The sequence below is a fragment of the Candidatus Lariskella endosymbiont of Epinotia ramella genome (assembly GCF_964019805.1).
In the GTDB taxonomy this organism is placed as follows: Bacteria; Pseudomonadota; Alphaproteobacteria; order Rickettsiales; family Midichloriaceae; genus Lariskella.
In genome coordinates this window covers 743436-766893 of the sequence record NZ_OZ026472.1, presented here as the reverse complement: position 1 = coordinate 766893, position 23458 = coordinate 743436, and the positions used below count along the sequence as shown (strand labels likewise).

20 protein-coding genes and 1 pseudogene are annotated in these 23458 nt (G+C 33.6%); 14 read left to right on the top strand and 7 right to left on the bottom strand.

Annotated features, from left to right (window positions below; genetic code table 11):
• Positions 1–56 precede the first annotated feature (56 nt).
• The 9 genes from hscB to AACL20_RS03310 all read left to right on the top strand — a co-directional run bounded on the left by hscB (position 57) and on the right by AACL20_RS03310 (position 12946).
• Complete coding sequence (gene hscB / locus AACL20_RS03350; RefSeq protein WP_339052627.1) at positions 57–506, top strand: Fe-S protein assembly co-chaperone HscB; 450 nt, start codon at positions 57–59, stop codon at positions 504–506.
• A 19-nt stretch (positions 507–525) separates the two neighbouring features.
• Positions 526–2076 (top strand): Hsp70 family protein, encoded by a 1551-nt coding sequence (locus AACL20_RS03345; protein ID WP_339052626.1) that lies wholly within the window; start codon positions 526–528, stop codon positions 2074–2076.
• A gap of 6 nt (positions 2077–2082) precedes the next feature.
• The gene (gene tmk / locus AACL20_RS03340) at positions 2083–2700 is read left to right on the top strand and encodes a dTMP kinase (RefSeq protein WP_339040539.1); all 618 of its coding nucleotides are present in this window, start codon (positions 2083–2085) and stop codon (positions 2698–2700) included.
• 17 nt (positions 2701–2717) lie between these two features.
• Positions 2718–3731, top strand: coding sequence for an aspartate-semialdehyde dehydrogenase (locus AACL20_RS03335; protein WP_339052625.1), 1014 nt, complete (start codon positions 2718–2720; stop codon positions 3729–3731).
• 105 nt (positions 3732–3836) lie between these two features.
• Entirely contained in the window at positions 3837–5039 is a 1203-nt protein-coding gene (locus AACL20_RS03330) for a pentapeptide repeat-containing protein (protein ID WP_339052624.1), read from the top strand.
• Positions 5040–5384: 345 nt separating this feature from the next.
• Entirely contained in the window at positions 5385–7763 is a 2379-nt protein-coding gene (gene pheT, locus AACL20_RS03325; RefSeq protein ID WP_339052623.1) for a phenylalanine--tRNA ligase subunit beta, read from the top strand.
• 8 nt (positions 7764–7771) lie between these two features.
• Positions 7772–8299: an LptA/OstA family protein gene (locus AACL20_RS03320; RefSeq protein WP_339052622.1), complete on the top strand. Its 528-nt coding sequence runs from the start codon at positions 7772–7774 to the stop codon at positions 8297–8299.
• A gap of 991 nt (positions 8300–9290) precedes the next feature.
• Positions 9291–12344 (top strand): ankyrin repeat domain-containing protein, encoded by a 3054-nt coding sequence (locus AACL20_RS03315; protein ID WP_339052621.1) that lies wholly within the window; start codon positions 9291–9293, stop codon positions 12342–12344.
• A gap of 50 nt (positions 12345–12394) precedes the next feature.
• Positions 12395–12946: a transposase gene (locus tag AACL20_RS03310; protein WP_339051900.1), complete on the top strand. Its 552-nt coding sequence runs from the start codon at positions 12395–12397 to the stop codon at positions 12944–12946.
• Here AACL20_RS03310 and AACL20_RS03305 read toward each other — a convergent pair.
• Positions 12909–13729 (bottom strand): IS5 family transposase gene (locus tag AACL20_RS03305; protein WP_339051669.1). Its coding sequence is split into 2 segments (ribosomal slippage): positions 12909–13342 and positions 13342–13729, totalling 822 coding nucleotides; the frame shifts between segments, so codons are not numbered across the junction. The two genes, AACL20_RS03310 and AACL20_RS03305, sit on opposite strands and share 38 nt — an antisense overlap.
• On the opposite strand from AACL20_RS03305, the gene AACL20_RS03300 reads away from it, so the two are divergent.
• The 5 genes from AACL20_RS03300 to AACL20_RS03285 all read left to right on the top strand — a co-directional run bounded on the left by AACL20_RS03300 (position 13728) and on the right by AACL20_RS03285 (position 16135).
• Positions 13728–14510: an IS256 family transposase gene (locus AACL20_RS03300; protein WP_339051901.1), complete on the top strand. Its 783-nt coding sequence runs from the start codon at positions 13728–13730 to the stop codon at positions 14508–14510. The two genes, AACL20_RS03305 and AACL20_RS03300, sit on opposite strands and share 2 nt — an antisense overlap.
• A gap of 139 nt (positions 14511–14649) precedes the next feature.
• Positions 14650–15189, top strand: a complete 540-nt coding sequence (locus tag AACL20_RS03295; RefSeq protein ID WP_339052620.1) for a hypothetical protein — start codon at positions 14650–14652, stop codon at positions 15187–15189.
• A gap of 239 nt (positions 15190–15428) precedes the next feature.
• Complete coding sequence (locus AACL20_RS03290) at positions 15429–15575, top strand: hypothetical protein (protein WP_339052619.1); 147 nt, start codon at positions 15429–15431, stop codon at positions 15573–15575.
• An 81-nt stretch (positions 15576–15656) separates the two neighbouring features.
• Entirely contained in the window at positions 15657–15791 is a 135-nt protein-coding gene (locus AACL20_RS06920; protein ID WP_410519921.1) for a transposase, read from the top strand.
• Positions 15792–15964: 173 nt separating this feature from the next.
• Positions 15965–16135 carry a hypothetical protein gene (locus AACL20_RS03285; protein ID WP_339052618.1) on the top strand — a complete coding sequence of 57 codons (171 nt, stop codon included), beginning with the start codon at positions 15965–15967 and terminating at the stop codon, positions 16133–16135.
• Between the two features lie 594 nt (positions 16136–16729).
• Here the strand turns inward: AACL20_RS03285 and AACL20_RS03280 are convergent.
• From AACL20_RS03280 to proS, 6 genes and pseudogenes are all read right to left on the bottom strand, one after another.
• Positions 16730–17407: a glutathione S-transferase family protein gene (locus AACL20_RS03280; protein ID WP_339052617.1), complete on the bottom strand. Its 678-nt coding sequence runs from the start codon at positions 17405–17407 to the stop codon at positions 16730–16732.
• Complete coding sequence (gene ispH / locus AACL20_RS03275; RefSeq protein WP_339052616.1) at positions 17388–18353, bottom strand: 4-hydroxy-3-methylbut-2-enyl diphosphate reductase; 966 nt, start codon at positions 18351–18353, stop codon at positions 17388–17390. Before ispH ends, AACL20_RS03280 begins: the two co-directional genes overlap by 20 nt.
• Positions 18354–18826: 473 nt before the next feature.
• Positions 18827–20059 (bottom strand): dicarboxylate/amino acid:cation symporter, encoded by a 1233-nt coding sequence (locus AACL20_RS03270; protein ID WP_339052615.1) that lies wholly within the window; start codon positions 20057–20059, stop codon positions 18827–18829.
• A gap of 515 nt (positions 20060–20574) precedes the next feature.
• Complete coding sequence (locus tag AACL20_RS03265) at positions 20575–21117, bottom strand: hypothetical protein (RefSeq protein ID WP_339052614.1); 543 nt, start codon at positions 21115–21117, stop codon at positions 20575–20577.
• Between the two features lie 18 nt (positions 21118–21135).
• Positions 21136–21228: pseudogene (locus AACL20_RS06915) on the bottom strand (zinc-ribbon domain-containing protein); the annotation flags it as partial.
• A gap of 453 nt (positions 21229–21681) precedes the next feature.
• A complete protein-coding gene (gene proS, locus AACL20_RS03260; RefSeq protein WP_339052613.1) occupies positions 21682–23136 on the bottom strand; it encodes a proline--tRNA ligase in 1455 nt (484 codons plus the stop codon).
• Between the last annotated feature and the right edge of the window lie 322 nt (positions 23137–23458).

Here is a 23458-nt window from a genome sequence, read left to right as displayed (position 1 = left end):
GAAGGATCATGCCGATTTCAAGTGATGTGAATTATTTTGATTTATTCTCATTAGAATTGCAATTTGAAGTTTCACGTTTTGTGCTGGAAGATGCTCTTATAATACTTCTTAAAATATTTCATCCAGATAAATTTGTTTTTTCATCTAAATTAGAAAAAGAAATTGCACTACGTAATAGTAGTTTGATAAATACAGCATATGGAGTTTTGATAGATCCTATAAAGAGAGTGGAATACATATTAAAACAGCATGGATATAGCTTGGATAGCTTGGTGAGTAATGAAATCTCTTCTGCAACACAAGATCTTTTATTGTTGTCCATGGAATGGCAGGAACGCTTAGAAGATGAAGACGAAGACAAGAGTCAGTTAAAGTCTGAGATTTTATCTGAAAAAGATCAAACATTAAAGCTTTTAAAGGATATGCTGAACAGTGCTTTATATGATGAAGCGTTAAAGCAATATATGAAGCTTAAGTTTATAAATAGATTTTTAGAGAGAATATAAATTTTATTATATTTAATAGATGCAATTTTACCAGATCCAAGAACCAAATACTCATCAAACTATATCAAACGAGAATGGAGGCTGTGTTGCAGTTGGCATAGATCTAGGTACTACTAATTCACTAATTGCTGTTTCACGCTCAGGTAAAGTAGATATAATAGAGATAGAAGGTAATAAATTACTTCCTTCTATTGTATATTATAGTGATGGTGAAGTTTTTGTAGGAAGTAGTGCCAAAGCATTCTCAGGTGCTATAAATTCTGTAAAAAGATTGATTGGAAAGTCACATGCTGATATTTCTACAAATACGATCTTGCCGCATTTGGATATTACCTTTAAAGAAGGTCAGATCGATATCCTTGCTGGAAAAAGATCTGTTTCTCCAGAAGAAGTAAGTGCAGAGATTTTAAAAGCTCTTAAAATGGCGGCAGAGGATTCTCTCAAGATAGATATAAGAAAAGCTGTTATTACTGTGCCTGCATATTTTGATGATGCCGCTAGAAATGCAACGCAAAAAGCGGCAAAAATTGCAGGTCTTGAAGTTCTGCGACTTATTAATGAACCAACTGCGGCTGCATTTGCATATGGTATGCAAAATAAAGCTGTAGGAACTTTTGCAGTATATGATTTAGGTGGTGGGACTTTTGATATATCAATATTGCGCATGCAGTATGGTGTACTGAAGGTTATTGCAGTTGCAGGGGATTTGCAGCTTGGTGGTGATGATTTTGACATTGAGCTACTCAATTTCATCATTAGCAAACACAAGCTAAGTATGCCTAGTAGTGAAAATATGAGTTTAGCATTAAATGAAGCAAAACGTATCAAAGAGTATTTAACTTATCATGAAGAATGGCTTGGCACAGATCAAGATTATTTCCAAGGGTGTTGCGTTACACGAAGTGAATTTGAAAGAGCCACTGAGCATTTACTGAAAAGGACAATATCTTTATTTAAAAAAGCTTTGAAAGATGCAGATTGTTCAACTGATGGTTCTTGTGCTAATTTACTAGATGCTATAATACTAGTTGGTGGAAGTACAAGGATGTCATGTATTAAGTTTGAACTAGAAAAAGAATTTAGCGTCAACGTATTAGACTCGTTTAATCCAGATGAAATTGTTGTAATCGGAGCTGCAATCCAAGCAGAGGCTTTATATCGAGGTTCAGATAGCGATCTGTTACTTGATGTTACTCCGCTCTCTTTAGGTATAGAGGTTATAGGTGGACTTGTTGAAGTGATTATTCCACGCAATACTCCAATACCTATAGAAGTAAATAAAATGTTTACAACATCTCAAGACAACCAGACTATTTTTCAGCTGCATGTGCTTCAAGGAGAGTCAGAAAAAGTCTCTTTTTGTAGATCGCTTGCAAGATTTGAGTTATCGAAAATCCCTAAAATGCCTGCTGGAGTTCCGAGATTACTGATAACTTTTCGTGTAGATGCAGATGGAATTTTGATGGTTTTTGCGGAAGAAATTAACACTGGTATAAAACAAAGTGTAGAGATAAGACCATCATATGGATTATCTGATGAGACATTAAAGTGTTTATTAACGAGCAACTAATAGAAAATGACTGGAAAATTTATCACTTTTGAAGGATGTGAAGGTGCTGGCAAAACAACGCAATGTAGAATATTACTAGAATATTTAAAATCTAAAAACATTCCAGTAGTTATTACTAAAGAGCCTGGAGGAACAGAGCTTGCTAATCATATTAGAAATATTATAGTCTCTGATTATGAAATAAGTGATACTATGACGGAGTTTTTATTGATTTCTGCTGCAAGGCGAGATCATATTCAGAATTTGATATTGCCAAATTTGCTCGCAGGAAAAGTTGTAATATGCGACAGATTTTTTGACTCATCAATAATCTATCAGGGTTATTGCAAGGGTTTGAATATGAATTTTATTCATTATGTAAATGATCACGTTTCTCCAATAGTGCCGGACATAACTTTTATTTTGGATCTTGATCCTGAAATAGCAAAGAAACGTGTCTTAGATAGAAATTCATCAATGAGTCACTATGATAAACGTGATATTGAATTTTATAAAAGGATTAGAGAAGGGTTTTTGCACCTTAAAGTGAAAGATGGAGATCGATTTAATATAGTAGATGCTTCGCTGCCAGAGGATAGTGTTGCTATACAAGTGATAGAAAATATGAAAAATATATTAACTTAATTATTAATATATCTAGAATGAAATATAAAGTTGCTGTTGTTGGTGCTACTGGAAACGTTGGACGCCAAATGTTAAATGTGTTGTATGAACGTAATTTCCCTATCTCTCAGTTAATTGCGATTGGTTCAGATAGATCAACACCAAAGAAGGTAAGTTTTGGAGATGATGTGCTTGAGGTACAACCACTCTCATCTTATGACTTTGCTGGGACTGATATAGCATTATTTTCCGCTGGAGCTGCTGCTTCAAGGCAATATGCGGAAATAGCAGCAAAAAGTGGTTGTGTAGTTATAGACAATTCTTCCTGCTTTAGGATGGATGACGATATACCGCTTGTGGTACCTGAAGTTAATCTGGATAAGCTGCGTGACTACTCTAATAAGAATATAGTAGCAAATCCTAATTGTGCTGTACTGCAAATGGTTGTTGCGCTTAAACCTTTAAATGATTATGCAAAAATAAAAAGGATTATTGTATCAACATATCAATCTGTTTCTGGAGCTGGTAAAAAAGCTATGGATGAGTTATTTAACCAAACAAAGAGTAAATTTTTTAATCAAAATGTTCAGCCTGTACATTTTCAAAGGCAGATAGCATTTAACATAATACCACAAATAGGAGAATTTCTTGAAGGTGGGTATTCTTCTGAAGAATGGAAGATGATTGTAGAGACTCAGAAGATCTTTGATCAGGAAATTGATGTAATACCAACTTGTGTAAGAGTTCCAGTTTTTATAGGACATAGCGAGTCTGTTACAGTTGAATGTGAAGAACATATTACTCCAGAGATTGCGCATGAGTTATTGGCTAATGCACCCTCTGTAAAATTATGTGCTGAATATAATTATAATACTCCAATAGAGTGCATTGGTGACTATTCTGTTTTTGTTTCAAGGATAAGAGGTTGTGGTAATAGCAGAATTTGTAATTACAATACACTTAGTATGTGGGTTGTCTCTGATAATTTAAGAAAAGGTGCTGCGTTGAATGCTGTACAGATCGCTGAAGAATTGATAAATGGTTATTTGTAACATTGAGCTAATAAAATTAGAAATATGACAAGATTATGTATATTGTCCAGCAATTTTAAGTTATTTCATATTATAGTATTTACTGTAACATTGCTATGTAACAACTTGTCTTTTGCAAGTGAAGTAGCGCAAGATAATGTCACACAGAATTTGCAAAACCAAGCTCAGCAGTTGCAGGTAGAAAATAATGATAGCAACATAAAAGAGCAAGTTATCGTCACAAGAAAAGATGTTGAATTGTATCTCCAAAAAAATAGCAAGAAGCAACAAGTATCAAATTTAGCAGAGGATCTCAGTACGGATTTATCTGGACTTGATCTGTCAGGCCTCGATTTTACTGGAATGCAAGCTTTTGGTGTCAAGTTTGATAATTGCAAATTGGAAAACACCATATTTGAGAACGCGTATTTAGAGGAGTCTAGCTTTAAAGGTGTGAATGCTAAGGATGCTAATTTTAGAGGTGCAAACTTTGCTGTTGCTGATTTCAGTAATGCTTCATTATATGGTGCAGATATGCATAAAGCATATGCTGATAGTGCGGTATTTACTGGTGCTGATTTGTCGGTTGTGAAGGCGGAGTTTGCATCATTCAATAATACAGATTTTTCTGGAGCTAATATTCAATTTGCTAGCTTTACGCGTAGCAGCTTCAAAGGTACAAAGTTTGATAATAGTTTGGGTCTCAGTGTTGATATGAAGAGTGCCATACTTGATGGTGCTTCTATGATAGATGTTAAATGGATTAATGCAAATTTAGAAACTGTAAGTGCTAAAAATACTAATTTTACTAACGCGGATTTAAGAAAGGCTATATTATTTGGTGCAGTTTTTCGATATGGTATTTTTAATGGTGCTATAATGGACGATGTATATGCAGAAGCTACTGATTTTAGCTATGCTAAGTTGCAAAATGTTAGTTTTAAAAGGGGAAAGCTCTCTGATGCTTTTTTGAAATATTCGGATTTAAGTAATGCAAATTTAATGCTTGTAAGTCTATCTAGAGCAGATGCGAGTAGAGCAAATCTTTCTAATGTAATATTGAATTCTGGAATTGCACACACAGTGCTGTTTGTAGAAGCGAATATGCAAAATATGAAGATTAATAATACATATCTTGCATTTTGTAATTTTTCTTATGCTGATTTGGAAGGAGCGGTAATAACGAACTCAAATCTTGATAATGCAAATTTTAAGGGTGCAAACATGATAAGTGCTTCAATTAATAGCGGTGCTGGTATTGCTAATACTGAGAATATTGCAAGCAATGAATCTGATGATCAAAAGAAAGATGAAAGCACTAAACAATAAATATCAACAGAAAAGTAGAATTCTGTTAAGTACGTATTTAGAAGTATAGGATAAATTATACCAAATCCAACAAATGCAAAATAGCGCAGCAAATCGATTTTTGACTGGCAGACTTACTGGTTTTTGTTGCGTGTTTCATTAAAAATTGTATCATCACCATTCATAAGTAATAATCGTGGTGTTTTTATATAGCACTGTTAATTAAATACTATATTTAGATGGAAACTTTACATCAAAAATTATTAGTTAATATGGGGATAAGTATTAGATAAATCGCTATATTCGCGATTCAATAGTAGCAATCGTGCAGATTTGAATTATAAATATCAATAAATCATCAAAAATATGAAATTTACTTTTTATTGGCTAAAAGAATATCTTATAACGTCAGAAAGTCCTGAGAAAATTGCATCAACACTTACAAATATCGGGTTTGAAGTGGAATCGTTTGAGGATATAGGAGAGCATTATAAAAATTTTTGCATAGCAGAGATAGAGTCAACAATACCTAATCCAAACGCTGATAAACTAAAAGTTTGCACAGTAAATGATGGAATAAACAAATTTCAAGTAGTGTGTGGTGCAGAGAACGCAAGAGCTGGGATAAAGGTTGTGCTTGCTAAGGTTGGTGCAATAGTTCCGTTTAATAAGATGCAAATCAAGAAGTCAGTCATTAGATCTGTTGAAAGTAATGGAATGCTTTGCAGTGCCTCTGAGCTTCTACTAGATGAAAAAGATAATGCTGGTATAATTGAGTTGCCAGAAACTGCTACTATAGGGCAAGAATTTGCAACTTACTTCGGTCTTGATGATGTGGTTTTTGAAATAGCACTTACTCCTAACCGTGGAGATTGTGCAAGTGTATATGGTATTGCAAGAGAACTCTCTGCTGCTTGTGTTGGGACATTAAAAACTGTGCAGCGTTCTAGCTTTCGATCTGTTGAGACGATGCCTAATTTCAGCTTAGAAGTAGAAGACAAAGAAAATGTTACTGAATTTCTTTTGCAATATATTGAAGGAATATCGAATCACGATAAAAAAGAAAATAGTCTGTTAAGGTCTATTGGGTATAGCAATAAGAATACAGTAGTAGATATATCAAATTTTATGATGATGAGCTTTGGTAGACCAAGCCACGCATATGATGCAGATAAAATTGAAGGTGTGATTAAAGTTCGTCCATCTAAGGATAGAGAAAAATTTATAGCACTTGGTGGCTGCGAATATGAATTACCACAAGGGCTAACGGTCATAGCAGATGATGTTAAAGTTTTGGCAGTTGCTGGTGTAATAGGTGGAGAGCTGAGCAAGGTAGATCATGATACAAAAAATATATTATTAGAAATTGCAAATTTTAAAAGTAGTGCTGTTATAAAATCTGGTAGAGCTCTAAATATAGTAACAGACTCAAGATTTAGATTTGAACGCAAGGTTGATGAAGATAATGCAGATTTGTTTACGAATGGTATTACTTGGAAAATATTGGCAGAGTGCGGTGGCGTTGCTTATGAACCTATTATTTTTAAAGGAACTAAAAGTGAATATGTAAAATTTATTTATTTTGATTATCAAAAGATATTAGATATAACAGGGTTGAATCTTTCTAGAGAGCATTGTGCGGAAATATTATCCAGACTTGGGTTTGTTGTAAAAGGTGAAAACATAGCTATTCCATCTTGGAGGTTGGGCAATATAGAGATTATAGAGGATATAGCAGAAGAAATTATAAGAATTTATGGAGTTGATAAACTGCCCTTGAAGCCTATAGCAGCTTCTAATGATTGTGATATTAGTTCTCTCTATAGAAATGAGCATCTTACAAAGATAAATAAGTATAAATCCATATTACTTTCAAAGCAGCTTAATGAAGTTATCACGTGGTCTTTTGTTCATGAAAAGTTTTGTAATGCGCTTGGATTTGATGATTGCATGCAGATAGCAAATCCTATATCTGTGGATTTGAGTACTATGCGTCCTACTTTATTAATTGGGATGTTGCTTGCGGTACAAAAAAACATTGCTAGAGATTTCGATAATATTGCAATGTTTGAAATAGGCAATGCTTATAAGATTCAAGATGATCAAGTAAGAGAAAATTTAATGATAACAGGTGTGAGAGCAGGGTTTGCTGGATCTAGATCTTTATATGAAAAGCGACGTAGTTGGGATTTTTATGATGTAAAAAGTGATTTATTGGCGCTACTGGAATCAGTTGGAATGAATATTAAGAATATATCTCTATCAAGAAATACTCCGTGTTATTATCATCCTACAAAAAGTGCATTATTTTCTATAGGAAATAAAGAGCTTGGCTATTGCGGTCAATTACATCCTAAAATAGCTAAAGAATTTGATATAAAAATTCCAATTATGTGCTTTGAAATATTCGAAGAAAATATTCCAACTTCAAAAAGTAAGTTTACTTGTCCCACTTTATCAGATTATCAAACAGTGAGTAGAGATTTCGCATTCTTGATAGATGCTGATCTACCAGTTCAAGAAGTAGTTCAGGCAATTAATGAATTGAAGAATACTTTGATAAGGGATGTAGAGTTATTTGACATATATTGTGGGCATGGACTTCCTGATGGAAAAAAATCTGTAGCTATCAATGTTAAGATGCAATCTGATCAAAAAACTTTAGTTGATCATGAAATAGAGGAAATCTCTACTAGTATAATAGCAAAAATCTCACAAAAAATAGGTGGGGTAATAAGGGGATGAGGGTATTCTTGACCATACTTGTGATGCAGCTTTTTGTTGCATTTGATGTGATGGGTTGGGAATTGCAAAGTATAACATTAAAAAATAAGCAAGTGTTTGCAGCTTTTGCTCAAGAGGTTAATAATTCTAATGTATATATGAGCGCTGAACAAATGCTTGTTTATACAAAAGATACAAAGGTGATTTTAAGTGGAAGGGCGCAAGTTAAGTTAAAAAATATTACTTTAATGGCGGATAAGATTCAGATTTTCTGCAAAGGATTTTCTGGTGCTAGTGGTGGATTTGGATTTTTAATGTATAAGAATTTAAATAAATTCACCTTAGAAAATGGTGTGATGATATACTTGGATGATAAACAGTTAGTTAGTGATTACGGTACATACGATATTGTTAGTGGTATAGTGAATCTTGAAGGAAATGTTATTTTCACTGAAAAAAACAATACTATCAAAGCTTTGAAAGCGATATATAATATGAATACTCAAAATTTACAAATATTTTTTGGTAAAATAGAGAGTCGTGGTACTTGGTCATAGGTACTTCATATTTTAAGCGCATGGGTATGGTTGTGAAGAATATACGCTCTCATTGTTTATAGCATGAAAAATTTATGTGCTAAAATACTCAAAAATCTGAAAAGAAAACTTAAAAATTCATTTGTACTCTAAAAAATCATGCACTTAAAATCCGCGCGTGTACTTACTTGAGCGCAGTGCTTAGGCAAAAAAGACATGCACAATGATATGGTGCACAGAAACATAAAAAAATTTTTGACGACGCAAATTTTGGAAATATAGGGTGATATGTATAACATTTCTGAGGTTTGAAATAATCAGCACTATTTTTAAGTTGTGCATCGCATGATTGTTTTTGATACTTTTCTTTTTTTCATATACAATCATCTTATTACCATTTGTTAATAGCCTATATCAAAAATTCTTCATATTTAATCAGCTAATATAATAAAAATATAACTATCTCAGACCTTATTAATCAATTTTTATTATTAGATAATATGAGTGCATGGGGATTTGTATGATTTATTACATAAACTATACTATAATACTTGCTATACTTTTTAAAATTGGCGTCATTCATGTGGTCTTTCCCTGTTTTATATATACGCGCGCGCATTCTTCCTAGCTCTTTTTGAAGTCTAACTTCATTTGTATAGTTAATAAAATTGAAAACATTATAGAGTGAGCGTATAGCTTGAAATTTTCAATCTAAAGTTAGATCTTTAGTTAATAAATTCCAAATGCTTCGGCACGCTGCTGATTTTGCTTTCACAATATATAATATCTTCAACTTCCTTGACTATACATAGTTAAATACCAATTCTTCATGTACCGGAGGTATATGATAGCACATATCTTTTGCTAAAATTTAATATAAATGCTGCAGTTTTGCATATCTTCTTTATGCCAATACTTATTTGTTGCAGCAGCCTAACAGAGTAGATTTTTAAATATTTTATGGTCATTGTATTAAAACTTTAAAAATTATGTGAACTATATGGGGTAGTTTATGAAAAGTGGAAGCATATTAAGTGATTCAATATATTTAGAATTATGTCATGCTGCTAAAGAGGATCCAAAAGCTTTAGAAAAGTTAATCAAAGAATACAAAGAGCAAGTTACTGAAGCTCTAGATAAACATTATGATTCTCATTGTACAGTATTGCACCTTGCTACTAAGTATAACTCAAACTCGCTATATGTATTATTAGAGGCGTTCCTTCAGCTAGATCTTAGTATGAGAGATGTATATGGCAATACAGTATTACATTCCGCTGTTAAGTATAATAAAGATTCACTCAAGCTCTTAATTGATATGCGACCAGAACAAGTGAAATACTTAATGGGAGAAAAATGTGGATATTCTAGAAACACAGTACTGCACTATGCTGTTCGTAAGAAAGATCTGCTAAAACTACTGCTGGATGCATTTTCAGAAGAAATAGAGAATTTGTTAGGTGAAACAAATAATGATGGCAACACAGTATTACACGATGCATCAGGGAATTATGAGTCATTAAAACTCTTGATTGATACATTTCCCGAAAAAGTGGAAAGCTTACTTGGTGAGAGAAATAACAGTGGTAGTACAGTATTACACTGGGTTATTTTTGATAATCAAGACGCACTACATCTCTTGATAGAGAAGTTTCCAGAGAAAGTGGAAAGTTTACTTGGAGTAAAAGGTGGATATAACGGAAGCACAGCACTGCACTATGCTACTCATAATAAAGTTTTGTTAAAATCCCTAGTAGATGCATTTCCTGGAAAAGTAGAGAACTTGTTGAGCCAAACAAATGATGATGGCAATACGGTATTACACAATGCAGTGGACAATTTTGATTCATTACAAATCTTAACCGATGTACTGCCAAAAAAAGTAGAAAGCTTGCTGTATGAGAAAAATAGCCGAGGAAATACGGCATTACACTTTGCTGCTAAAGATAACAAGAACTCACTAAAAATCTTCATAGACGTATTTGGAGAGAAAGTGCTTAAAGTGAAAAATCACCATGGCAATACAGTTCTGCATTTTGCAGCTCAGCACAATCCAAGATCGCTAGAGCTATTGATAGATGTCTTTGGAGAAAAAATACTGCAGATAAAGAATTATGATGAAAACACAGCTCTGCACTTTGCAGCTCAGTACAATCCAGAGTCCTTAGCTATTTTTATAGATGCATTTGGAGAGAAGGTATTTCAGATAGAAAGTAAAGATAGTAATACACTTCTGCACCTTGCTACTCAATATAATAAATTCTCACTAAATCTCTTGATAAAAACATTTCCTGAGCAAATTAAAAGCTTGCTTGGTGAGAGAGATAAAAATAGTAACACGGTCCTGCACTTGGCAGTAACTTACAATCCAGCATCACTTCAACTTTTAATAGATAATTTCATAGAAGAAGTTAAAAATTTACTTGAAGAAAAAGATAAAGATGGCAACGCGGTGTTGCACCTGGCTGCTTGGAATCGCAGGTCACTTGAACTTTTTATCCAAGCATTTCCAAAAAAGCTAGAAAGCTTTCTTGAAGTACAAGATAAATATGGCAGAACAATACCTCATATTGTTGCACAGTATAAGACATATTCGCTTAAATTATTGATGGAAGCCTTTGAAGCAAAAATGCTTGAAGTAAAAGATAATGGCGGTGGCACAGTTATGCACTATGCTGCTCGGTATAACCATGCTGCGCTAAAATTTTTGATAGATAAATTTGGGTTGCAAGTTCTTATGGTGAAAGATAATCATGACAGCACAGTATTTAACTGGGCTGCTGAGCATAATATAGAATCGCTAAAACTCTTGATAGAAACATTCCCAGAAGTATCAAAAAATCTGTTTAGTGAGAAAGATAAAGATTATAACACAGCACTACATAACGCAGCTGCTCATAATGTTGCCTCATTAAAACTCTTGATAGATAAGTTTGGCAAGGAAATACTCTATATACAAAATGATAGTAGAAAAACAGTTCTGCATTTTGCGGTGGGAAATAATGAGTCACTAAAATTTCTATTGGATAAATTCCCAGACATAGTAGAGAAATTACTTGATGAAAAAGACGATTCTGGCTATACACCTCTACATTTAGCTGCTTGGTATCATAGAGATTTACTTGAAATCCTGCTAGATAAGTTTCCAATAAAAGCAAAGAGTTTGCTTCAAGAGAAAGATGAATATGGCAATACTGTACTACATTTTGCTGCTAAAAATATAGATTCATTAAAGCTATTGATAGAGAAGTATCAGGATGAGGTAAAGAATTTGCTTGAGGTGCCTGGTAAGGAGGGGAAAACAGTACGCGAAAGAGTTAAAAATAATCCTGACTTGCTGAAGCTAATCGATGAATTTAGTAATAATGAAATACACGGCGCAGAAAGCGGAATTCCCATCCCAGAGATTCCTGCAGCGCTTTCTTATTATTACCAAAAACAAGTGGGTCTTCTGCTGAAACTTAGGCTTGAGGATGCAAAGCATGGAATACTTAAATCAGTTGCTGTGCTTGATGAAAATTACGTCTTAATAGATAGTAATGAAGATGATATTTCCGCAAAACTCTCATCGTTTATATTAAATTCAGAAAAGAACACAATACTAATGCCGCTCAACATAGGTGGGAAACATTTAGTTGGAATTGCAGCTATGAAACATGACGACAGAGTTGTGCTCCACTACATGGATTCTGAACGAAATCCTCTGCCAGAATCGCTTTTTGCAAAAGTTAGAGCAGAGCTAGAATCTAGAGGTTATTCTACGGAGCAAGTAATAGCAGAAATAGAAAAACAACACTACAGCAACTGCGGCCCTGAAGTTATAGAAAATTTAACTGCATTTGCAAGCGGAAAGAAGCGCACTTCACAAGAAAAAGCAATACCAAAACATTCCACTCTATTTGAAGAGTATTTGCTGAAAGATTCTAGCAAAAGGGAAAGCACAGGCGATAGTAGAACACATGATAGTAGCGCACATGAAAGCGCAAATGATAGTAGTACAAATGATATTAGCGCACATGAAAGCACGGGTGATAGTAATACAGAGTCTTTATCAAAGATTGTGTAAATTATAGTAGAGCCTATATTTGGAATTAATAAAGAATATAGGTAATTAGAATGAAGACAGAAAAGAATAAGAAAATAAATGAAGCGATAGATTTACTGATAGAAGGAGGAGCGGATTTAAAGACAGTACTGAAGCAGGATGGATTGATTAAGGAATTAACGAAGAGTATTTTGGAGAGAGCCTTGCAGGCAGAAATGTCTGAACACTTAGGTTATAACAAATATGATAGGTCTGAAACTGAGAATTGCAGGAATGGTCATTATAATAAGAATTTGATTACTGAGAATGGCAGTATCGAGTTAAATATTCCGCGAGATAGAGAAGGTAAATTTGCACCTGTAATTGTCTCCAAGAATCAAACAAGAATAGATGGTTTAGATCAAAAGATAATATCTCTGTATGCCAAGGGGATGAGTTTGTCTGATATCAAGATCCAATTACAAGAATTATATGGAGCAGAAGTTAGTGAGAGTTTAATTAGTAGGGTTACAGATGATGTAATTGATGAGGTTAGAATTTGGCAGAGTAGACCTCTTGAACCATTAGACCTCTTGCATAACCTATTTAAAGCTCAAAGTTATAGATACCAGCAAGTAAATTAAACCTTAAACCGAATCGTTTTCTTCTGTTCCTATAACGATCAGCGATAATTTTAAATCGTTTGATCATGCCTATGACGTTTTCATTTAAAACACGTTCACTAGACAATTGACGATTTTTCTTTTTATCTTTCCTGCTTAGTGGTCGCTTTTTTGTCTTTTTCTTTGGTAACTCTGAATTATAATGCAACTTATCAATGCCTTGATAACCAGTATCTGTAAGAACTTTAATCTCAGGGTGGATGTGAACTCCGGATTCTTTAAATAACCTGAAATCATGACGCTTGCCATTAGAAAAATTAGTGCAAATGATTTCTTTTTTCCTTTTATCCACAATAAGCTGAGTTTTTAGAGTATGTCGCCTCTTTTTTCCCGAATAAAAGTGCTTCTGTTTTTTTTAGGTCGTTCTATCGGTGTTTCAGTAGCATCAATTAACACAAGTTCGTATTCAGAATCGCTTTTTAGTAATGCTTTACGTCCAGGTAGTGAAAATCGTTTATCTTTAATTAGAGTATCTTCAATCCAACGTATATTACGATAACAGGCACTTTCACTTATTCCATAACTGCGGGAAATATGAAAATATGTCCTGTATTCACGCAAGTACTCAAGCGTCATGAGTAATCGATCTTCTAAAGCCAATTTATTGGGTTTTCCACCTTGAGACTTTAAAATAGCTTCAGCTTCTTTTAATATACTTAGTATAACTTCAAACGTTCCTCGTTTAATGCCAGTAAGCCTGCGAAACTCTTCTGCGTATTCATCTTTGATGTTTTCAAACTTCATGTTATCCTTGATAAAATCAAGGATTTTAATCAATTTATATGGTTATGCAAGAGGTCTATTATATCCTATAGTATATTTTGATTGTTTAATAGTTAAGGTAAGGCAAGATAAACAGATAATTAATAAATCAGTATATGTTGCGCTGGGTATAGATTTACAGGGCCGGAAAGATATTTTAGGATTATGGATAAGTGAGAATGAAGGATCTAAATTCTGGCTTAGTAATTTTACTGAATTGAAGAATCGAGGATTAAAAGATATATTAATTGCCTGTAGTGATAACCTGACTGGTATGTCTGAAGCTATATGCGCAAGTTATCCCAAAACTGAGCATCAGCTTTGTATAGTACATCAAATTAGAAATAGCCTGAAGTATGTATCATATAAAGACAGAAAATTATTGGCATCAGATTTAAAGCTTATTTATAGCTCTGCTACTGAAGATGAAGCGCATCTTGCCCTAGAATCTTTTGATAAGAAATGGAGTAAACGATATCCACATATAGCAAAATCCTGGTATAATAATTGGGAGAATCTTGTAATATTTCTGCAATATCCAGAGAGTATCCGTAAGATAATTTACACTACAAATGCTATAGAATCGCTGAATAGTCAGTTGAGAAAAGTTACAAGAAATAAGCGTGTTTTCCCAAATGATGATTCGGTATTCAAGGTTTTATACCTAACGATTGATTATATTACCAAAAAATGGACCATGCCTATCTCTAACTGGAATGAAGCTATGGCTCATTTTATAATCAAATTTGATGGGAGATTTTAATGGCTCTAAAAAATTTACACAATCAATGAGAAAGACCCGTAATACATATGCAAACATAATCAAAAGCATGCCAGTACTTTTTGAAAGTGCAACTACTTTAGGCAATATGCTTTTCTATAAAATATCCAGAGTATCTGACATGAAGAAAAGTATTGAACTGAATATTGCAAATACCGATCTTCTTGTGGACGTGAAAACGCAAGCACAGCTTATTTACTACTATAATACTGGCGAATTACTTCCTAGTGCTCGCAATATGCTTGAAAGAAATTCAGCTGCAATCCAGGAACATTATAAATTTTCTATTTCCAATGAGACATTTGAAGTTTCCATGCCAGATACTTTACTGGCGGATGGAAAACTGGAAGCACAAGTATTGCATTATCTTAGGAGTGGCGAGTTATTTGATAGCGCTCGCTCTGCTCTTGAGAGTGGCGCTGTCAGAGTTATCAGGCAATCTTCTACTGTTTCCGAAGAAGAAGTTGAAAATACTGTACCACTGATAGCGCTATTACCTAGCTCTATACAGGCTTCTAATAAAATGTCATACAATGATAGCGGTGAGGCTCTGGATTTTTCTGAAGAGCTTTCTACAAATGAGAATACAGGTGGATTATTTGAGAGTTTCTTAGATTCTACAGTTCATTTTAATCACAACAACGCTTCTGAAATTGTATAATCATCCAATTTGAAAGCTGATTTTGCAACATTATTTTCCCTAATTGGCCTAAAATAAGCTATTTATGCGCCTTATAAGAGAATTATGCTTTTATAAAGGTGATAATCAGAATTAATCAAAAGTACGCGCCCCAAAAGTCTCAGAGGCGGTATGAAATGTTGCTTGGAGTTTCAAAATAGTATTTTAAATCCGTAAGAAAATGTTATAAAAGACCCAAAAACCTTACGGATTTGTATTATATGCCATCGGAAGAAGTGAAAATTAATAATACTCAAAGTAGAATATTTGAGGAGAGATTATCTGATAGTTTGAATCCACAACATAAGTTATATAAATTAAGATCGAAAGTTGATTGGTGTGGTCTTTTAGGAGCGAATTTTTGGTAAAGTTTCTGCGAAACGATATGGTAGAAGCCGTAAAGACCGTCGTGTTATGCTTGGGTTGTTTATGCTGCAAAGCCATTTCAAATGCTTCTGGTTGTTATACCGAGGAGTGGCCTTCAGGAAAATGCATATTGGCAGTATTTTTGTGGATATGACTATTTCAAAAATGACATAATTGTATCTAACAGTTGCATAAGAAGATTTCGTCAAGATCTATAAAAATAACATATGAAAGAGGTTTTTGCATAAACGTACTGTTTTGTCGATGATTTTATGAAAGATCTATTGATCCGTATTGCTGGGAATTAGCACATTAGTGGCTCAATTTTAATTGGCAACTCGCGCTATATAGTTTCCATGAATCTGCTGTTGAGTGCATAGGCAAAGGCAAGTTGCACAAACCATATGAATTCGGCAACAAGGTTGGTATAGCGGTGAGTGGTAGAAGTAATTTCATAGTTGGAATTAAATCATTTCATTGCAATCCATACGATGGACATACCTTATCTGAGATGGTTGATGAGGCGAAAAAGGTTGCAGAAGATCCAAAAAGATATTTGTAGACCTTGGCTACCGAGGTAATAATTTCAAGTCAAAAAGCAAAGTATATACGCCATATACCAAGAAAAGCCTTAGTTTTTCTGATAAAAAGATAATGAAGCGAAGAAGTGCAATTGAGCCTATAATCGGAAATTTGAAGCATTTTGGTTGCCTTGGATGTAATTATCTGCGAGGGATAATATGAGACATAATAAACCCATTTATATCAGCCATAGGTATGAATCTGAAGGCTATAGGACGCACACTATCTGGCTAATCACCTGAATTTAAACAGATAAAAATCAAATGCCACAAAGTGGCAATAGAGGGCGCATGCTTAAAACGCAGCATTTTGCACGCATTGCAGATATTTTTCTCATTCTGCCATAAAAAAATCACAGCAAATTGACACAGATACTGTCAGCTGAGCAACAAAACATATAATAAACAATACACAGTTGTACCAAGGTATTTCAAAAGCTAAAATGCATACTTTTGGCGGATGGACTACAAAAATTAGTCTTTAGAACTGCCATGCGCTAATTTTCTGATATATTAATGGCCCATGTGCCGCAAATACTACTTTCACAAAATCCAGCAGAAAAAATGGCAAAAATTTAAAAATCTGGATCTAGATAGTGAGATGGCGGCATTATATGTTGCACATCATCTAACAATACAGATCTGAAGCTTGACCTTGATTTTATCAATGCATACCAAGATTTTGTCTTTTTACTATGCTCCCACGGAACATCATTAACCATATCTAGAATTGATAGTTGAGCAGCAGCAGCATAATCTGCAAGAGTCACGTGTGATCCGCATAGATAGTGTTCTTCTTGTAACAAGAAAGATATATAATCTAAATGATATAGAATATTTTTCTTAGCAGCTCTTATAGCTGCAGAATTAGGCATAGAGTGTGTATTATTCCTATCTACAATCTTTAGTATCTTCTCTGATAATATATACCTTGTCACTTCATCATAAAATTTCTTGTCAAACCAACTGCACACTCTTCTGATGCAAGCATCTTTTATCTTATCATTAGTAAACATAGAGCGTTCAGTGAATTCTGCTTCTATATACTCAAATATAGCATAATTACTTGATATGACACTTCCATCTTGTAAAACAAGTACAGGTGTTTCTGCTGCAGGGTTCAAAGATAGAAAATCATCTCCTCTTTCCCAGTACTTGACTTCAATTAATCTAAAATCTACTTTTTTTTCATTTAATATGCTTCTTGCCTTTCTTGAGAAAGGACAGACTTTGCTATAATATACTTTCAACATTTGATACAGAATCCAGCTGTTTCGGTAATTTAAATTTAATATTTTCTTCAATATCCCCGATCATATTTACATTTGTATCATAATAATTTGATAATAGCATCAGTAAGTTTTGTAGCAATATATCAGGTGCAGAAGCGCCAGCTGTTATACCAAGTGTTTGAACATTATCAAGTATTTCTAGCTTAAGATTTGATGCATCATCTATTAAATAAGAAGGTTTATTGCATGTAGCACCCAAATCTCTCAATCTATTGGAATTAGAACTGTTTTTTGCCCCTATTACAAGAAGCGCATCTATCATCGGCAGTATTGCTTTTACAGCATTTTGCCTATTTTGTGTTGCATAGCAGATATCCTGGACATCTGGTCCTTCTAAGTTTTTGAATTTGCTATGTAAAGCAGTGATTATCGATTTTGTATCATCAATACTAAGCGTAGTTTGTGTCGCATACGCAAGTGGCTCATATGTATCGAAATTCAGATCATTTACATCATCAATACTTTCAACAATATATACATGATTTTTTATTCTACCACTTGTTCCTATTACTTCTGGATGGTTTGAATGTCCTATTAATATAACTTTTCTATGGTTATTATTATGTCTTTTTACAGCATAATGTACCTTCTTTACAAGCGGACATGTAGCATCAATCACATTAAGGTTGCGTTTATCTGATTCATCCTCGCAAGATTCAGGTACTCCATGAGCTGAGAATATTGTAACAGCTCTTTCAGGAATATGACTTATATCCTCAACAAAGATAGCACCCTTAGCTTTTAAACTATCTACAACGTATTTATTATGTACAATCTCGTGCTTAACATACACTGGTGGTCCATATTTATCTATTGCACGCTCAACTATTTCGATAGCTCTTTCTACGCCAGCACAAAGACCCCTCGGGTTTGCTAGCACAACGTTCAGCTTTCTTTTGCTATTCATTTCATTATACCTATGAAGACTTTGCCTATTTTTTCAGCGGCACTACAACAATTGAGAAAACCTAAACCACAATGGATGCAACACTATCATAGAAGTCATGATCTTAAAACAGAAAATTATTTTATAATGTGCAACTTATTTAAATATGTATGTGTGAAAATTAAATCATCGTTGCATCATAACTCTAAGAAGCACAAGAGTTTATAAGTAGTATTTTTGCAAGTATCAGAAATTAATATATCCAAAAAATAGCGCAGAGTAGCTCTAAAAGCTCATTTCTATACATTTAACTTTCCGCAAAAATTGATTTACGCAAGCAAATCGACTTATGCCTGGTAAGCTAAGTCAAAAGCGGCATTCTTAAAGTTTTAGAAATATAAAATGCAGCTATTGTTGTAAGTCACTACCAAAGTTGTAAAATAGTATACCGCAAGTAAGTAAAGAGTTAGTGAATAAGTCATTAGTGCAAAGATCTAAAATACCTTATTCTTGATATCTTCAAGTTTTGCATAATAGCGTTTCTTATCCAGTGTATTTTCTAGTTTATCTACGATCACAGTTACTGCACAGTCACCAGTAATATTTATAGTAGTACGGATCATATCTAGAATTCTATCTATCCCTATGATAATTGATATGCATTCAAGCGGGATTCCAACAGAAGAAAGAACCATACTCATCATTACAATTCCACCTCCTGGAAATCCAGCAGCTCCTATAGAGCCTATGGTAGCAGTAAATATGACAACGCAATATTGTGCTGGCGTTAAAGTCATTCCTATTATTTGTGCGAAAAACACTGTTGTAATGCCAAGGTATATTGCAGTTGCATCCATATTCATTGAAGCGCCGAGTGGCAAAACGAAACCAACAGTTTCTTTTGAAACACCTAGCTTATTATGTACATCTTGCATTGAGAGTGCAAGAGTTGCTTTGCTGCTAGAGGTAGCAAATGCCATAGTTTGAATATCAACCATTTTTCTATAGAATGGCCATGGTTTTAGACCGACTATTGATAATAACACACCAAATATCATATATTGTGTAAATAGTGCTGCAAGAACAACATATAAGAACTTGCTTAGAGCTACCATTACACCAAGACCATGTTCTCCTATAACCCAAGCCATTATTGCAAAAACACCATACGGAGTTAGCTTGATTATCAGCTCTATCATCTTAAACACAAGATGTGCTGCAGATGATACAAAGTTTTTTACCTCACGACCTCGTTCACCTATTAGTACTAAACAAAACCCCGTAAAAAAAGCAAAAACAACTATCTGCAGAGTATTAGATGTTGCCATGGCCTCTACCGGGTTACTTGGGATAATATTCATTAGTATATCTGAAAGCTCTTTTGTTTTTTCGTGCTTATTTGGATCTATCTCAAGGTTAATATTTATGCCGATTCCAGGCTTAAAAAAAGATGCGAAAAGTAGCCCAGTTGTAACTGCAAATATGGTAGTACAACTGTATATGCTAAGTGCCTTCAATCCAACTCGTCCTAGTGTTGAGGCATCAGATATATTTGTTACTCCATAGAGTACAGCAAAAAATATAAGTGGTACTATTACCATTTTTAGGCAGTTGATATATATAGTGCCTATTGGTTTTAGAATTTCAGCATCTTTGCCAAATATAAAACCGCAAATTGCTCCCAAAACCATACCAATTATTACTTTGTGCCATAACTTCAAACTCATAAATACGCTCCGTAAATCCTGCGAAAATGCAAAATACAAAATATAAAATAAATGAAGGCTAGATTTAAACTCGTTGTCTTAAATAATCTATACACTTCTATTTTTCTAATTGAACAAAATTTTTTATAATTGTCATAATACCTATACACTATACAAATAAACACTTACTATCCTTACATAACCCAAGTTGCGGATTAATAACGCGAGTGTGTATAGCAGATTTTTTTGTAATACAAAGAGTGTATTTTGCTACTTTAATAATGGCTTGTAGCATATCTACTCCGCAAAAATCGTTGAGTTTTATATTTCTAAAACTTTAAGAAGGCAGCTCATGACTCAATTTTCGCACATATTTAGACGAGTTGCCAATTATAAAATAATTGGAAGCTCGCGTTACATAAGTTGCATGCTCCAAAAAACAAAACTACAAGAGCAAAATATGCTCTATAGTCGCATATAACACAAATTTTTATAGTAAAATTTTATAAAATCACTAAAAAGAAGGGAAAGTAATTCTACTGAGTATTATATATAATCTCTTGTTGATAAGTACCATTATTTTCATCATATAGTACAATCAAAATATTCGAAGGGTTATCAGATACTTCAATTGATGTAACAACCTTATACGAGTTTTGAGCGGATAATTCAATATTTGGATTCATTCTAAAATATCCAATGCCTTTATTATGTATATCTCGTACCACTATTTTGATACGTTTAATTACTTTTGTTAAATTGGTTTTGTTTACAATTTTAAATTGAATCTTTAAATATGATCTATAAGTATCATTTTCAATATTACCTTTGTTCTCTCTATATAATGTCAAATTCTCTATTGATATGCCTTGATTTTCAATATTTGCACTGAAATTAAAAATATTTTTTTCATTGCTATAAAATGAAAACGCATAATACAAGCTTAATACAGTTAAAAATAGTGCTACAGCCCAGGCGATTTTTTTAGTAGTATTTTTCCCTTTACATCTTGTATTTAATGCAAGAATAGCGGAGTTTTCTTTTACAGCTGTTTTCGTATGTAATTCACTTCCTGGCATGTAAAGCCACTCATGCTCACAAATACTGCAGTGCAAAAATCTGCCGCTCGTTGTAACTTGGTCGTCAGCGATTGAAAACTTCGTGTTGCAATTTTCACATTCTATAATCATTCTTCTGTTTGCTTTTGTTGAAGATGAAATATATTTATTGTTGCAAAATAGATAGGTTGCACATTACAAATCCAAGTTATCATAAAATAGTTTTATTTCATGAGCACATATGCTTTGCTCACAATGCATAGCAAAAACTCTGCTGTACAATATATAGTATATATCAAATTGAATAAAATTTCGTATCTTTTCAGAGTTTGAATGATGAATATTCATATCATAATGTATTAAGTCATACGAGCAGAAATTTAGTGTGTATACTCATCATACTTTTCAAAATTAGCGTCTTACAAGATCGTTCGTCATATATTTATATACTTCTCCAAAGCTCTTCCTAGCTCTTTTGGCAGTCTAATTTCATATGTGCAAAAGTTCAAATACCTAACTCTTCATCCGCTTGAGGCATACTATATAGCACTGAGCTATATGCTCAGGAATTGGCATGCTGGAATTTTAGTAGGCCCTTGCTATAACTACACATTCATTTTTAGAATAACTTGGATAATCATTTAATATACACCTACGACTCATAGAATATTCTTGTATTAAATCAAAAAATTTTGCTTCTTCAGTTTTTTCTTTTTCCATTACTATGAAACCATGGAAGTTATTCTTCAACAAATTTTTCATCTCATCCAGATTATCTACAAATCTAGTTTGTTTTTTTGTGTATTCCTCCATATGTTTTCGCAAATTGTTTTCTAGAGCATGTAGCTCTTTTTGTATAATCTCAAGAATATTGTTCATCTCTATAGACTTTTTATCATTGTGCGCCAGATCTCGTCTAAATAATGTTATTGTTTTTGACTCCATTTCATTTGGTCCAATTTCAAGTCTTATAGGTGCACCTTTTTTTATCCACTTCCATTTTTTATTACTGCTCGTTATTTCAGATTGATCTAAACATACTTTAATATTAGAAGAAGCCAACAAATCCTTAATTTTATTGCAGTATGAAACTATTTCATTTAGTTGTTCAGTATTTCTTGCTATAGGAATTATAACAACTTGATAAGGCGCTATCTTTGGTGGCAGAACTAGTCCATCGTCATCAGAATGCGCCATGATAATTGCACCAATTAACCTAGTAGTTATGCCCCATGATGCTGTGCAAGCGAAGCTGTTATTTCCATCTTTATTGAGAAATTTGATGTTAAATGCTTTAGAGAATGACTGCCCCAAGTTATGAGAGGTAGCTGCTTGTAATGCTTTTCCATCTTGCATCATAAGTTCTACAGTATAAGTGTTTGAAGCACCTGGAAATCTCTCTTCTTCTGGTTTTTCACCAATAATAGCTGACATTGCAAGATCTTTTGTAATGAATTTAAAATATTCATTGTGCATTCTTTTTGCGTCTTGTAGAGCACCTTCATTATCTTCAAAGATTGTATGTCCTTCTTGCCATAGAAATTCGGAAGTGCGTAAGAAAAGGCGAGTGCGCATTTCCCAGCGCATCACGTTACACCACTGATTTAATTTCATTGGTAGATCTCTGTGAGAATGTATCCATCCAGCAACAATACTTCCAATAATTGCTTCAGATGTTGGTCTTACTATATAAGGAGATGCAAGTTCTCCGTCAGGTATTAGCATTCCTTCTTCATTTTTTTTAAGTCTATGATGCGTGACAACAGCACACTCCTTTGCAAATCCATCTATATGTTCTGATTCCTTTGCAAGAAGTTCTATCGGTATTAAAAGAGGAAAGTAAACGTTTTGTACGTCTAAGCTTTTCAATGTTGCATCAAATATGCTCTGTATATTTTCCCAAATAGCATATCCGTATGGCTTTATAATCATACAGCCGCGCACAGGTGCATTTTCTGCAAGATCTGCTGCTTTGATAACTTCTTGATACCACTCTGCAAAATCTTCTGTTCTTGTGGGATTTATAGCGGTTTTTTGCATATTATTATTCTCAATTTTAGCATTTTGCTGAAACTGCTTTCACTATTTACATGGTACAGATATCATAATATCAGCAAGATGTCATGAATTTGTTGCGTATTTCCAGGTAGTTTGTTATATAATCCATTGCATTTAAATCCATGGCTTATAGAGTCTTGTAACTACTGCTAGCGTTTTCTTATATTATGAATTAATAATGTTTATTAACCACTGTGATTGCATTTTAGGGACATAGGGTATTTTTGTATTGATGCTTATAAAAAGCAGATTTAGTTTTTTATATCTTGTTTTATATGTGATTCTATATAGCTTAATATTAATT